The organism is [Actinomadura] parvosata subsp. kistnae (assembly GCF_900323885.1).
GTDB lineage: Bacteria > Actinomycetota > Actinomycetes > Streptosporangiales > Streptosporangiaceae > Nonomuraea > Nonomuraea composti.
Genome location: NZ_OOHJ01000018.1, coordinates 4,397,539 through 4,410,737 on the forward strand (window position 1 = coordinate 4,397,539; position 13,199 = coordinate 4,410,737).

The window sequence follows — 13,199 nt, forward strand, 5'->3', positions numbered from 1 at the left end:
ACTGCAAACAGTTGCACTAAACCTTCATGTCCGGAAGGGTGAAGCGTCAAGAGGCGATTTCTCCGCCGCCCGTCTAGCTGGGGGTTCCCTGGGACTCCTGGGGCAGGGGCGTGCGGCAAGCGCTTTCATCGTACTCGTTGGTTCTGCAAGCGGTTGCGTTAGGGTGTGCGACTGTGACAGTGACGATTCGTGATGTGGCCAGGGCCTCCGGCGTGCATGTCTCGACGGTGTCCCGGACGTTCTCCGCGCCGCACATGGTGAACGCCGCCACCCGGAGCAGGGTGCTCACGGTGGCCGAGGAGCTGGGCTACCGGCCCAACCGGGCGGCCAGGGCGCTCACGACGGGGCGTACCCACAACCTGGGCCTGATCGTGGCCGACATCGCCAACCCGTTCTTCCCGCCGCTGATCAAGGCGGCGCACTCGGCGGCCAGGCAACGCGACTACCACCTGTTCGTGGCCGACACCGACGAGGAGCCGGCGGCCGAGGAGGAGCTGATCCAGGCGTTCTCCAAGCAGGTGGACGGCGTGGTGCTGTGCAGCCCGCGCTCGTCGAACAAGGCGCTGGAGCGGCTGGCCGAGCGGGTGCCGTTCGTGGTGATCAACCGGCGGCTGCGCGGCGCGGCCACCGTGCTGATGGACGTCGGGCACGGGGCGAGACTGGCCGTGGAGCACCTGGCGGAGCTGGGGCACCGGCGGGTGGCCCTGGTGTCGGGCCCGGCCGGGTCGTGGACGAGCGCCGAGATCCGCACGGCGGCCGAGCAGGTGCCGGGGGTGGAGCTCGTCGTCATCGGCCCGAACGCGCCCACGGAGCGGGGCGGGTTCGCCGCCGCCGGCCGGGTGCGCGACTCCGGCGTGACGGGCGTGCTGGCCTACAACGATCTGGTGGCCATCGGGCTCATCGAGGGCCTGGGCGATCTGGGCCTGAGCGTGCCGGAGGACATGAGCGTGGTCGGGATAGACGACATCGTGCCCGGCCGGCTGAACCGCCCGAAGCTGACCACGGTGGCCATGCCGACGGCGGCCGCGGGGCGGCTGGCGGTGGACCTGCTCATCCAGGAGGTCAGCGCCACCACCTCGCTGGAGACCAGGCTCGTGATCAGGGACTCCACCGCTGCTCCCCGATGACGCAGCGTCTGCAAACGGTTGTACTAATCCAGATCGTAATTCATCAGACTTATTGGGTGGTCACGCTTGCTAGCTGCGGAAACGTCGTGTCGATATATCGGTAACGGCTATGTAACGCCTGCAAAGGGTTGACGCAACTTTCCCGCCAGCTATAGGAAAGCGCTATCCATTCACTTCTCGCCGGAAGGTCCGTGATGACTGAAGTTTCGGTGGCGGTGAAACCCCGGCGCGCGGTGCCCGAACCCGCCCGCGGCGGTCACCGCTCCACGAAACGGTCCCGCCGGGAGGCACGGGCCGCCTATCTCTTCCTGGCCCCTTGGTTCGTCGGCCTGCTCGTCATCACGATCGGCCCGATCTTCGCCTCCCTCTACCTGTCGTTCACCGACTACAGCCTCCTGGAGGAGGCCAAGTGGATCGGCTTCGACAACTACATCAAGATGTTCACGGAGGACGACCGGTTCCTGAACTCGCTTCAGGTGACCACGGTCTACGTGATCGTCTCGGTGCCGCTGCAGCTCGCCTTCGCCCTCGCGCTCGCGCTGGTGCTCGACCGCGGCCTGCGCGGCCTGTCGTTCTACCGCTCGATCTTCTACCTGCCCTCGCTGCTCGGCGGCAGCGTCGCGATCGCGATCCTGTGGCGGAAGGTCTTCGGCGCGGACGGCCTGGTCAACGCGGTGCTCGCGATGTTCGGCATCGAGGGGCCCGGCTGGGTGGGGCACCCCGACTACGCGCTCGGCACGCTGATCCTCCTGCACGTGTGGACGTTCGGCGCCCCGATGATCATCTTCCTGGCCGGGCTCCGCCAGATCCCGAGCAGCTACTACGAGGCCGCCTCCGTGGACGGCGCCGGCAAGTGGCGGCAGTTCAGGTCGATCACGATCCCGCTGCTGACCCCGATCATCTTCTTCAACCTCGTGCTGGAGCTCATCAAGTCGTTCCAGTCGTTCACGCAGGCGTTCATCGTCAGCGGCGGGAAGGGCGGCCCGGCCGACTCCACCCTGTTCTACACGCTCTACCTCTACCTAGAGGGGTTCAAGAACTACGACATGGGCTACGCCGCCGCGATGGCGTGGGTCCTGCTGCTCATCATCGCCGGGCTCACCGGGGTGAACTTCCTCGCTTCCAAGTATTGGGTCTTCTATGGCGACACCAAGTAGGCCGGTCCCGGTCCTGTTCCGCCCGTTCCGGGGCGGGCGGGTGGCCAAGCACATCCTGCTGATCGGCTTCGGCCTGGTCATGCTCTATCCGCTGCTCTGGATGATCTCCAGCTCGCTGAAGCCGGAAGAGCTCATCTTCCGCGAGCCGGGCCTGCTGCCCAGCCAGATCACCTTCGAGAACTACACCGAGGGCTGGTACGCGCTCAAGCACCCCTTCGGCTACTACCTGTGGAACTCCGCGGTGGTCACCGCCATCTCCGTGGTGGCGAACCTGGTGGCCTGCTCGCTGGCCGCCTACGCCTTCGCCCGGCTGAACTTCCCGCTGAAGAAGTTCTGGTTCGCGATCATGCTGGGCACCATCATGCTGCCGCACCACGTGACGATCGTGCCGCAGTACATCATGTTCTCCGAGCTCGGGCTGATCAACACGATCTGGCCGCTGGTCATGCCGAAGATCCTGGCCACCGACGCGTTCTTCATCTTCCTGATGGTGCAGTTCATCCGCACGCTGCCGCGCGAGCTGGACGAGGCCGCGGAGATCGACGGCGCCGGCTACTGGCGCATCTACATCAGGGTCGTCATGCCGCTGTGCATGCCGGCGCTGGCCACGACGGCGATCTTCACGTTCATCTGGACGTGGAACGACTTCCTCAGCCAGCTCCTGTATCTCAACAACCCCGACAACTTCACCGTACCGGTAGCGTTGCGCACGTTCCTGGACGCCAGCAGCGACTCGTCGTGGGGCCCGATGTTCGCCATGTCGATCATCGCGCTCGGCCCCATCTTCGGGTTCTTCCTGGCCGGCCAGAAATACCTGATCCGTGGTGTCGCCACCACGGGACTGAAGTAGCTCCTCCACCCCCCGACAGTGAACACCCATAGGAGGTAGAGCCGTGAGCTCTGGCAAGAAGATGTGGTCGGCGGCCCTGCTCGCCACCGCTGTGCTGGCGGTCACCGCGGCCTGCGGCAGTGGCAGCGGCGGCGGAGAGACCGCCGACGGCAAGATCAAGCTGCGCTTCTCCTATTGGGGCAGTGACGCGCGGCAGAAGATGACCGAAGAGGCGATCAAGAAGTTCGAGGCGAAGAACCCGACGATCGACGTCGAGGGCGAGTTCTCGGACTGGGCCAGCTACTACGAGACGCTGTCCACCAAGGTCGCCGGCAGCGACGCGCCCGACGTCATGAGCCTGGAGATCCGCGGCCTGCGCGAGTACGCCGACCGCGGCACCCTCGCCGACGTGACCGGCAAGGTCAACACCGCCGACATCGACGCCAAGGTGCTGGCCACCGGCGCCATCGACGGCAAGCAGTACGCCATCCCCACCGGCGTCAACGCCTTCTCCCTGATCGTCAACAAGGCTCTGGTCGAGCAGTCCAAGGCCGAGCTCCCCGACGACAAGACGTGGACGTGGGACGACTACGTCGCGCTGGCCAACAAGATCACCGCCGGCAGCGGCGGCAAGGTCATCGGCACGCAGCTGAGCTGGAACCCCGCCTACCTGCAGATCTACGCCACGCAGAAGGGCGAGCAGTTCTACAACGGCAACAAGCTCGGCGTGACGCCCGCGACCATCAAGGAATGGTGGTCGATCATGCAGAACCTGATCAAGGGCAAGGGCGCGCCGGACGCCGCCAAGAGCGCCGAGATCGGCGCCACCAGCATCGACCAGTCGCTGCTCGGCACCAACACCGGCGCCATGGGCATGTGGTGGAGCAACCAGCTCGGCGCCGCCACCAAGGCGTCGGGCCAGCAGCTCGACCTGCTGCGGATGCCGAAGATCAAGGGCGCCACCGTGGGCGGCATGTTCACCCAGCCCGCCATGTTCTACAGCGCCTCCTCCAAGACCGAGCACGCCGCCGAGGCCGCCAAGTTCATCGACTTCATGATCAACGACCCCGAGGCGGGCGCGATCATCCTCAGCGACCGCGGCCTGCCGGCCAGCTCCAAGGTGCTGGCCGCGGTGCGCGACAAGCTCCCCGAGGCCGACCAGAAGACGCTCACCTTCCTGGAGGAGAACAAGAGCGAGCTGAGCGACCCGCCGGCCGCCCCGCCGAAGGGCTCCAGCGCCACCGAGGACATCATCACCCGCTACTCCGAGGAGGTCATGTTCGGCCGCATGACCCCCGACGACGCCGCGCAGAAGCTGATCACCGAGGTCAACGCCTCCATCGCGGGCTGAGCCGAAAGGTCATTGGGACAGGCATGAGGTACGCGTTCGTCGGGCTCGGGCACCGCGCGCAGATGTACGTCGACGCGCTGCTCGGTGAGTGGCGCGACGCCGGCACCATCGTCGCCCTGTGCGACACCAACCGCACCCGCATGGGCTACTACGCCGAGCGGATCGGCGGACAGGTGCCGTGCTTCGCCCCCGAGGAGTTCGGCAAGGTGCTCGAGCTCGCCGACGCGGTCATCGTCACCACCGTCGACGCCACGCACGCCACGTACGTGTGCGCGGCGCTCGACGCCGGCCGCGACGTCATCGTGGAGAAACCCCTCACGACCGACGCCGACGGCTGCGCGGCCATCGCCGCCGCCGCGGAGCGCAGCACCGGCAGGCTGGTTGTCACCTTCAACCTCCGGTACTCGCCCCGCAACTCCGCCGTCCGCCGCCTCCTCCAGGACGGCGCCATCGGCGAGGTCACCTCGGTGCACTTCGAGTGGCTGCTCGACACCATCCACGGCGCCGACTACTTCCGCCGCTGGCACCGCGACCGGGCCCGCTCCGGCGGGCTGCTCGTGCACAAGTCCACCCACCACTTCGACCTGGTCAACTGGTGGCTGGGCGCCGCGCCCGAGCTCGTCTTCGCCCAGACCGACCTGCGCTTCTACGGCGCCGGCAACGCCCGCGAGCGCGGCCTGACCGGCCGCCCCGAGCGCGCCCACGGCGCACCCGGGCTCGGCACCGACCCGTTCCTGCTCGACATCTCCCTGGACGAGCGGCTCAAGCGGCTCTACCTGGACGCCGAGCACGAGGACGGCTACCTGCGCGACCGGGACGTCTTCGGCGAGGGCATCACCATCGACGACAACATGTCCGTCATGGTGCGCTACAGCAACCGGGCCGTCCTGACGTACTCGCTGCACGCCCACGCCCCGTGGGAGGGGTACCGCGTCGCCTTCAACGGCACCGCCGGGCGGCTGGAGCTGGACGTGTGCGAGCGGGAGTGGACGCCCCCGCACGCCGCTGTCGACCCGAGCGCGGCCTCCAAGGAGCACGCGACCGGCTCCTCCGAGCGGCTGCTGCTGCGGCGGCACTGGAGCGAGCCCGAGGAGGTGCCCATCGAGACCGGGGCCGGCGGGCACGGCGGCGGCGACCGGCTGCTGCTCGACGACGTCTTCCGCGGGCCGGGCGACGACCCGCTGAGGCGGCAGGCGGGCTACCGCGACGGCATCCGCAGCGTCCTGACCGGCCACGCGGCCAACGTCTCGGCCCGCACCGGAGCCCCCGTCCGCCTCACCGAAGACGGCACCCGTGTCGTCTGAACAGCTTGGGACCGCGCGGGTCTTCACCGAGCTGGCCGGGATCGCCGCCGCGCAGCGCGGCCTGTACCCGGTCCTGCCCGGGCCCGAGCTGCGCGCGGCGGCCCGGGACGCCATCGGGGTGCTCGACCTCGCCGCCGCCGACGTCCGCGTCGAGCGCACCTGGACCGACGGCGACCTGCACGGCGAGGAGCTGTCGTGGACGGTCGGGTTCGGGCCGCGCACCCGGGCGTACCTGCTCAAACCGCGCGACGCGGACGGGCCGCTGCCCGGCGTGGTGGCGCTGCACTGCCACGCCGGGATGAAGTACGCCGGCAAGGAGAAGATCGCCGACGGGCCGGAGCCGCCGTCACCCGAGGTGCGGCGGCTCAGGGACGCCATCTACGGCGGCCGGGCCTTCGCGAACGCGCTGGCCCGGCGCGGCTTCGTGGTGCTCGCGCACGACGTGTTGACGTGGGGCAGCCGCCGCTTCCCCCTGGAGACCACTGAGGGGCCGCCCGCCGCGGCGCAGCGTGGGGACGCCCCGGGCGCGCCCCTCAGTGAGACCGGCGCGGCGCCTGCCGGCGGGACCGGCGCGGTGGTTTTGAGCGAGGCCGATCGGTACGACGCGGCGGCCAAGGCGCACGAGCACGTCGTCGCCAAGTACTGCACCGTGCTCGGCACCTCGTTCACCGGCGTCGTCGCCGGCGAGGACCTGGCGGCGGCGGCCTACCTGCGCTCGCGCCCCGACGTCGGCGCGGTCGGCTGCGCCGGCCTGTCGGGCGGCGGCCTGCGGGCGGCGCTGCTCGGCGCCTTCGACCCGGACCAGCGCGCGGTCGTCGTCGCCGCGATGGCCTCCTCCTACCGCGACCTGCTCGACCGGCACGTGCCCAGGCACACGTGGATGTTGTGGCCGCCGGGCCTGGCCCGGCTGGGCGACTGGCCGGACCTGATGGCCGCCCGCGCGCCCGGCCCGCTCATGGTCCAGTACGCCCTGCGCGACGAGCTCTTCCCCGAGGAGGGCATGCGCCGCGCCCACGCCATCATCGGCGAGCGGTACCGCGACGCCCCCGAGAGCTACGCGGCCGTGTTCGCCGAGGTGCCGCACAGCTTCGACGTGCCGATGCAGGAGCGGGCCTTCGACTGGCTGGCGGCCCACCTCAAGGAGTAGGCCGCCGCACGCACGGCGGCTCAGCTCAGGGAGCAGGCCGCCGCACGCACGGCGGCTCAGCTCAGGGAGCAGGCCGCCGCTCGGCTGGATCGGTCAGTTGCCCTGCTTCCAGGTGGCGATCAGCTTGTCGTAGTCGAGGGTCTCGGGCTTGCCCCGCTCGTCGGCCAGCTTCGGCGCCGGAGCCCCGGGCTGGTCGAGCCAGTACTGGGCGGGCCGCTCGGGGTTCAGCTTGGGCGCGCACTGGCCGCCGTACCCCTGCCGCTGCTGCGAGAGCCGCTCCAGCCGGGCCAGGATCTCGTCCTGCTGCTTGGCCAGGTTGTCCATGGACTGCTGGGGCGTGGTCTCGCCGGTCACGGCGGTGGCCACGTTCTGCCACCAGAGCTGCGCCAGCTTGGGGTAGTCGGGGACGTTCGTGCCGGTCGGCGTCCACTGCTTGCGGGCGGGGGAGTTGTAGAACTCGATGAGGCCGCCGTACTTCTTGGAGTTCTGGGAGAAGTAGTCGCTCTTGATGTCGGAGTCGCGGATGAACGTCAGCCCGACGATCGACTTCTTCAGCGACACCGTCTTCGAGGTGACGAACTGCGCGTACAGCCAGGCCGCCGCCCGGCGGTCCTGCGGGGTGCTCTTCAGCAGCGTCCACGAGCCGGCGTCCTGGTAGCCCAGCTTGTTGCCGTTCTTCCAGTACGCGCCGTGCGGGCTCGGCGCGATGCGCCACTTGGGGGTGCCGTCGCCGTTGACGACCGGCAGCCCCGGCTTGGTCATGTCGGCCGTGAACGAGGTGTACCAGAAGATCTGCTGGGCGATGTTGCCCTGCGCGGGCACGGGGCCGGCCTCGCTGAAGTTCATGCCGGCCGCCTCGCGGGGCGCGTACTTCTTCAGCCATTCCACGTACTTCGTCAGCGCGTAGACGGAGGCGGGGCCGTTGGTGTCGCCGCCGCGGGTGACGGACGAGCCGACCGGGCGGCAGTTCTCCACCCGGATGCCCCAGTCGTCCACGGGCAGGCCGTTGGGGATGCCGGGGTCGCCGTTGCCGGCCATCGACAGCCAGGCGTCGGTGAAGCGCCAGCCCAGCGACGGGTCCTTGCGGCCGTAGTCCATGTGGCCGTAGACCTTCTTGCCGTCGATGGTGCCGTTGCCGTTGACCTTGTTGGTGAAGAAGTCGGCGATGTCCTCGTAGGCCGCCCAGTTGACCGGGACGCCGAGGTCGTAGCCGTAGGCGGCCTTGAACTGCTTCTTGATCTCGGGGTCGGTGAACCAGTCGTAGCGGAACCAGTAGAGGTTGGCGAACTGCTGGTCGGGCAGCTGGTAGATCTTCTTGTCGGGGCCGGTGGTGAAGCTGATGCCGATGAAGTCGTTCAGGTCGAGGGTGGGGGAGGTGACGTTCCTGCCCTCGCCGGCCATGTAGTCCGACAGGGGGAAGACGTAGTCGCCGCGCGAGTGGGTGCCGATGAGGTCGGAGTCGTTGACGTAGGCGTCGTAGATGTTCTGGTTGCTCTGGATCTGCGTCTGGAGCTTCTCGATGACGTCGCCTTCCTGGATCAGGTCGTGCTTGATCTTGATCCCGGTGATCTCGCTGAACGCCTTCGCGAGCTGCTGCGACTCGTACTGGTGTGTGGTGATCGTCTCGGAGACCACGTTGATCTGCATGCCCCGGTAGGGGGCCGCGGCCTTGATGAACCAGTCCATCTCGGCGAGCTGCTGGTCCTTGCTCAGCGTGCTCGGCGTGAACTCCTCCGACACCCACCGCTGGGCCGCGGCCTTGCCGTCGGCCTCCTTGTAGTCGCTGGCGGGCTTCTCCGCGCCCTGGGTGCAGCCGGCCGCTATCAGGGCGATGGCGGCCAGGCCGACGGCCGTGGACCTGCGTGCCCGATGCCTCATCGTACGGCTCCTCTCTTAACCCCAAATGCCGATCACGACCGCTACCAGCAGCGCGCAGCCGAGCGCGAGCCACATGGACAGGTCGGTGATCGCGATCCAGCCGGCCAGCACGACGGCGGCGCTGATCAGGCCGATGTAGAGCCGGTCGCCCCGGTCGGTCTCGATGCGCAGGAACCCCCGCCTGGCCACCGGCGGGGAGAGGCGCGCCCAGACGGCCATGACGACCAGCAGGAGGGCCAGCCCGGCGAACACCAGGGCCGTGGGGACGGTCCAGACCATCCAGTCGAGCATCGCTAGACCCTCCCCAGCGCGAAGCCCTTGGCGATGTAGTTGCGGACGAACCAGATGACGATGGCGCCGGGCACGATGGTGAGCACGCCCGCCGTGGCCAGCAGGCCCCAGTCGACGCCGGCCGCGCTCACCGTGCGGGTCATCGTGGCGGCGATCGGCTTGGCGTCGACCGAGGTGATCGTCCGGGCGATCAGCAGCTCGACCCAGCTGAACATGAAGCAGAAGAACAGCGTGACGCCGATCGCCGACCGGATCATCGGCAGGAAGATGCGGACGAAGAACCGGGGCAGCGAATATCCGTCGATCGCCGCGGTCTCGTCTATTTCCCGCGGAATTCCGGACATGAATCCTTCGAGTATCCACACCGCGAGCGGCACGTTGAACAGCATGTGCGCGATGGCCACGCCGAGGTGCGTGTCGAACAGGCCGACGCTCTGGTAAATCTGGAAGAACGGCAGCAGGAATACCGCGGGCGGGGCCATGCGATTGGTCAGCAGCCAGAAGAACAGGTGCTTGTCGCCGGCGAAACGGAAACGCGAGAACGCGTACGCGGCGGGCAGCGCCACGACGAGCGACATCACCGCGTTCAGCGAGGTGTAGATGATGGAGTTCAGATAGCTCGAATACCACGCCGAGTCGGTGAAGAAAGTGGCGTAGTTGGCGAAGGTGACCCGTTGCGGCACGAGCGAGAAGCTGCCGAGGATGTCCTCGTTCGGCCGGATCGACATGCCGAACATCCACAGCAGCGGCAGCATGAGCGTGGCCACGTACAACCAGAAGACCGTGCGCGCCCACGGCAGCCTCTTGGTCATCGCGCTCACCTCCCCGACCTGGTGAGCACGGTGAAGAAGACGTAGCAGAAGACCTGCACGATCAGGAAGTACAGCAGCGAGAACGCCGCCGCGGGCCCCACGTCGAACTGGCCGACCGCGATCTTCGACAGCAGGATGCTGAGGAACGAGGTGGCGTTGCCGGGTCCGCCGCCGGTCACCACGAACGGCTCGGTGTAGATCATGAAGCTGTCCATGAACCTGAGCAGGACCGCGATCGTCAGCACCCCGCGCAGCCGGGGCAGCTGGATGTGCCGGAACGTGGCCCACGCCGAGGCGCCGTCGATCTGCGCGGCCTGGAAGTACGGCTCGGGGATCGAGCGTAGCCCCGCGTACGCCAGCAGCGCCACCAGCGGCGTCCAGTGCCACACGTCCATGACCAGGACCGTGATCCAGGCGTCGGTGGAGTCCAGCGTGTAGTTGAAGTTGATGCCGAGCACGTTGTTGACGGTCCAGCCGCCCAGCCCGATGTCGCCGCGGGCGAAGATCTGCCAGATCGTGCCGACCACGTTCCACGGGATGAGCAGCGGCAGCGCGACCAGCACCAGCGCGACCGACACCCACACGCCCCTGCGCGGCATCACCACGGCCAGCGCCACGCCGAGGGGGATCTCCAGCAGCAGCACCTGCAAGGAGAACAGCAGCGTGCGCACGAGCGCGGCGCGCACCTCGGGGTCGCGGGAGATCGTCCGGAACCATTCCAGGCCGACGAAGACCCGGTCGACGGGGCTGAAGACGTCCTGCACGGAGAAGTTGACCACGGTCATCAGCGGGATCACGGCGGTGAACGCCACCGACACCACGACCGGCAGGACCAGCCACCAGGCCCGGTTGTCCTTGCGTTTCAGCGCCGCGCGCGGCGCCTCCTCCTCGGCCTGCGGCGGCTCCTGCGCGGCGACGACCTCGCCGCCCACCTGGCTGCCTGCGACGGTCACGCCGGCCCCCTTCCGTCGAGCGGCGCGAGGGAGCCGCATCTGACCTGGTCGCGGAACAGGAACGTGCGCTCGGCGGGGAAGTGCAGGTACTCGGCCGCGTCCGGCCGGTAGGGGGAGCCCGCCTCGGTCTTGGCGATCACCGGGTGCTCGCCGACCAGCGTGTGGACCAGGTCGTACGCGCCCATCCGGTCGATCCCGGTCACCCGGGCGGGCACGCCCGGCGAGGTGCCGGCCGGGGCGATCCGGACGAACTCCGGCCGCACCCCGATCCGCACCGGGCCGGGCGGCAGGTCGTCCTTCGTGGTGCCCACCTCGGCCGCGCCGACCCGTACGACGTGGCCGACGACCTCGGCGGGCAGCATGTTCATGCCGGGCGAGCCGATGAAGTGCCCGACGAACTCGTGCGCCGGCGACAGGAACAGCTCCGACGGCTCGCCCGCCTGCACGATCGCGCCCTCGTTGAGCACCACCACCTCGTCGGCGAACGTCAGCGCCTCCGTCTGGTCGTGCGTGACGTAGATCAGCGTGTGGCCGGTCTCGCGGTGGATCTCCTTGAGCTTGCTGCGCAGCGTCCACTTCAGCGCCGGGTCCACCACCGTCAGCGGCTCGTCGAGCAGGACGGCGGCCACCTGCGAGCGCACCAGGCCGCGGCCCAGGCTGACGATCTGCTGGCGGCCCGCGTCCAGCCGGCGTGACCTGCGGCCGAGCACCTGGTCGAGGCCGAGCAGCCGCGAGACCTGGCGGACCCGCCGGTCCACCTCCTGCTTGGGGACCTTCCTGTTCCTGAGCGGGAAGGCGAGGTTGTCGTAGACGGACATCTCCTCGTACAGGACGGGGAACTGGAAGACCTGCGCGATGTCGCGGCCCCTGGTGGGCACGCCGGTCACGTCGCGGTCGTCGAAGAAGACGCGGCCCTCGGTGGGGGTGATCAGGCCCGAGATGATGTTCAGGAGCGTCGTCTTGCCGCAGCCGCTCGGGCCCAGCAGCGCGTACGCCCGCGCGCTGCGCCAGGTCCACGTCATCGGCTTGACCGCCCACGTCCGGCCGCCGTCGTAGCTGTGGCCCACGCCCTCCAGCCGGATGTCAGCCATGCAGGTCCACCTCCGCGGCACTGGTGGCCAGCAGCCGGCCGCCCGACCCGCCCGCCTCGTCGAAGACGAAGATGTGCGCGGGGTTCACGTACGCGACCGCCGGCTCGCCGGGCGTGAAGAGCTGCGTGCCCGGCAGGTGGGCGACCAGGTGACGGCCGCCCTGGAGGAGGAGGTGCAGGAACGTCGCGCTGCCCGTCACCTCCGCGAGCCTGATCTCGGCGGGCAGCTCCAGCGCGCCCGGGCCGACGGGCTCGATCGTCACCTGGTGGGGGCGGATGCCGAGCATGACCGCCTGCCCGGAGGCGTGCGCGCGCGGCGCGGGGAAGGACGTGCCGAGCAGCTCGATCCGGCCGTCCCTGACCACGCCGGGCAGCAGGTTGAGCGGCGGGTCGCTGAGCGTGGCCGCCACCGCGAGCGTCGGCGGGTGCGCGTACATGTCGGCGACGTCACCGGCGTGCTGCACCCGGCCCTCGCCCAGGACCACGGTCGGCGCGGCGAACGTCAGCGCCTCGTTCGGATCGGCGGTCGAGTAGAGCACCACGCCCGAGGAGCCGCCGAACATGGTCTTCAGGTCGGCGCGCAACTGCTCGCGCAGCTTGAAGTCCAGGTTGGCCAGCGGCTCGTCGAGCAGCAGCACGTCCACGGGGCGGGCCAGCGCGCGGGCGATCGCCGTGCGCTGCTGCTGCCCGCCCGACAGCTCGGACGGGCGGCGCTCCAGCAGGCCCGCGATGCCCATCAGCTCGGCCACCTCGCGCACCCGCCGGTCGATGCCGGCGCGGCGGAAGCGGGGGTCGAGGCGGAGGGGGGAGGCGATGTTCTCGTAGACGGTGAGCGAGGGATAATTGATGAATTGCTGGTAGACGAAAGCCACCGAACGTTTTCGCACGGAGATTTTCGTGACATCTTTCCCGTCGACCACGACGCGGCCCGAATCGGGCGTCAGCAGGCCGGCGACGACGCGCATCAACGTCGTCTTTCCGGCCGTCATCGGGCCGATGAGGGTGGTCATTCCGTCGGATAATTCGAGGTTGATGTCGTCGAGCCAGGTCTCTCCGCGCTGCCGTACGGAGATGCCGTCGAGAATCACCGTCACTGTGCCCGGTCCTCTCTGCTTCCCTCCCTTCTAACATGATCTGTATGGGCCTGCAAAGAGCGCTTGTGTGACGCTTGTGAACGGTGTTACCGCCGTTTTTCCGCGGCCGTTTCCGGTGATTGGCCATGGCTATCACGAAAATGGCCGGGCCCCTGGTCGCCGCGGG

12 protein-coding genes are annotated in these 13,199 nt (G+C 68.9%); 6 read left to right on the forward strand and 6 right to left on the reverse strand.

Translation table 11 applies throughout. From position 1 onward, the window contains the following. Nucleotides 1–173 precede the first annotated feature (173 nt). The 6 genes from KIS93_RS40860 (at nucleotide 174) to KIS93_RS40885 (ending at nucleotide 6,915) form a co-directional block, all read left to right on the forward strand. Entirely contained in the window at nucleotides 174–1,127 is a 954-nt protein-coding gene (locus tag KIS93_RS40860) for a LacI family DNA-binding transcriptional regulator (RefSeq protein WP_155128488.1), read from the forward strand. 194 nt (nucleotides 1,128–1,321) lie between these two features. Next, nucleotides 1,322–2,284 carry a carbohydrate ABC transporter permease gene (locus tag KIS93_RS40865; protein ID WP_080047219.1) on the forward strand — a complete coding sequence of 321 codons (963 nt, stop codon included), beginning with the start codon at nucleotides 1,322–1,324 and terminating at the stop codon, nucleotides 2,282–2,284. Next, entirely contained in the window at nucleotides 2,268–3,134 is an 867-nt protein-coding gene (locus KIS93_RS40870) for a carbohydrate ABC transporter permease (protein ID WP_080042641.1), read from the forward strand. The genes KIS93_RS40865 and KIS93_RS40870 overlap by 17 nt, the downstream gene beginning before the upstream one ends. A gap of 43 nt (nucleotides 3,135–3,177) precedes the next feature. Further along, on the forward strand, nucleotides 3,178–4,464 hold the full coding sequence (locus tag KIS93_RS40875) for an extracellular solute-binding protein (RefSeq protein ID WP_155128486.1): 1,287 nt from the start codon (nucleotides 3,178–3,180) through the stop codon (nucleotides 4,462–4,464). Between the two features lie 23 nt (nucleotides 4,465–4,487). After that, nucleotides 4,488–5,768: a Gfo/Idh/MocA family protein gene (locus tag KIS93_RS40880; RefSeq protein WP_080042639.1), complete on the forward strand. Its 1,281-nt coding sequence runs from the start codon at nucleotides 4,488–4,490 to the stop codon at nucleotides 5,766–5,768. After that, nucleotides 5,758–6,915 carry an alpha/beta hydrolase family protein gene (locus tag KIS93_RS40885; protein WP_080042638.1) on the forward strand — a complete coding sequence of 386 codons (1,158 nt, stop codon included), beginning with the start codon at nucleotides 5,758–5,760 and terminating at the stop codon, nucleotides 6,913–6,915. Before KIS93_RS40880 ends, KIS93_RS40885 begins: the two co-directional genes overlap by 11 nt. Before the next feature lie 93 nt (nucleotides 6,916–7,008). Here KIS93_RS40885 and KIS93_RS40890 read toward each other — a convergent pair whose 3' ends face one another. Genes KIS93_RS40890 through KIS93_RS40915 form a run of 6 tightly spaced genes read right to left on the reverse strand, consistent with a single transcriptional unit; the run spans nucleotide 7,009 to nucleotide 13,033 of the window. After that, the gene (locus tag KIS93_RS40890) at nucleotides 7,009–8,793 is read right to left on the reverse strand and encodes an ABC transporter substrate-binding protein (protein ID WP_080042637.1); all 1,785 of its coding nucleotides are present in this window, start codon (nucleotides 8,791–8,793) and stop codon (nucleotides 7,009–7,011) included. A gap of 15 nt (nucleotides 8,794–8,808) precedes the next feature. Next, complete coding sequence (locus tag KIS93_RS40895; RefSeq protein WP_080042636.1) at nucleotides 8,809–9,084, reverse strand: DUF2160 domain-containing protein; 276 nt, start codon at nucleotides 9,082–9,084, stop codon at nucleotides 8,809–8,811. A gap of 2 nt (nucleotides 9,085–9,086) precedes the next feature. Beyond that, nucleotides 9,087–9,896, reverse strand: a complete 810-nt coding sequence (locus tag KIS93_RS40900; protein ID WP_080042635.1) for a carbohydrate ABC transporter permease — start codon at nucleotides 9,894–9,896, stop codon at nucleotides 9,087–9,089. Nucleotides 9,897–9,901: 5 nt separating this feature from the next. Then, entirely contained in the window at nucleotides 9,902–10,849 is a 948-nt protein-coding gene (locus KIS93_RS40905; RefSeq protein ID WP_222107737.1) for a carbohydrate ABC transporter permease, read from the reverse strand. Next, the gene (locus tag KIS93_RS40910) at nucleotides 10,846–11,940 is read right to left on the reverse strand and encodes an ABC transporter ATP-binding protein (RefSeq protein WP_080042633.1); all 1,095 of its coding nucleotides are present in this window, start codon (nucleotides 11,938–11,940) and stop codon (nucleotides 10,846–10,848) included. Before KIS93_RS40910 ends, KIS93_RS40905 begins: the two co-directional genes overlap by 4 nt. Further along, on the reverse strand, nucleotides 11,933–13,033 hold the full coding sequence (locus KIS93_RS40915; protein WP_080042632.1) for an ABC transporter ATP-binding protein: 1,101 nt from the start codon (nucleotides 13,031–13,033) through the stop codon (nucleotides 11,933–11,935). Before KIS93_RS40915 ends, KIS93_RS40910 begins: the two co-directional genes overlap by 8 nt. Between the last annotated feature and the right edge of the window lie 166 nt (nucleotides 13,034–13,199).

Excerpts from the sequence above, each read along its gene's own strand:
- KIS93_RS40880 (WP_080042639.1), top strand. The coding sequence starts at position 4,488 with ATGAGGTACGCGTTCGTCGGGCTCGGGCACCGCGCGCAGATGTACGTC.
- KIS93_RS40865 (WP_080047219.1), top strand. The coding sequence starts at position 1,322 with ATGACTGAAGTTTCGGTGGCGGTGAAACCCCGGCGCGCGGTGCCCGAA.
- KIS93_RS40890 (WP_080042637.1), bottom strand. The coding sequence starts at position 8,793 with ATGAGGCATCGGGCACGCAGGTCCACGGCCGTCGGCCTGGCCGCCATC.
- KIS93_RS40870 (WP_080042641.1), top strand. The coding sequence starts at position 2,268 with ATGGCGACACCAAGTAGGCCGGTCCCGGTCCTGTTCCGCCCGTTCCGG.
- KIS93_RS40910 (WP_080042633.1), bottom strand. The coding sequence starts at position 11,940 with ATGGCTGACATCCGGCTGGAGGGCGTGGGCCACAGCTACGACGGCGGC.
- KIS93_RS40900 (WP_080042635.1), bottom strand. The coding sequence starts at position 9,896 with ATGACCAAGAGGCTGCCGTGGGCGCGCACGGTCTTCTGGTTGTACGTG.
- KIS93_RS40895 (WP_080042636.1), bottom strand. The coding sequence starts at position 9,084 with ATGCTCGACTGGATGGTCTGGACCGTCCCCACGGCCCTGGTGTTCGCC.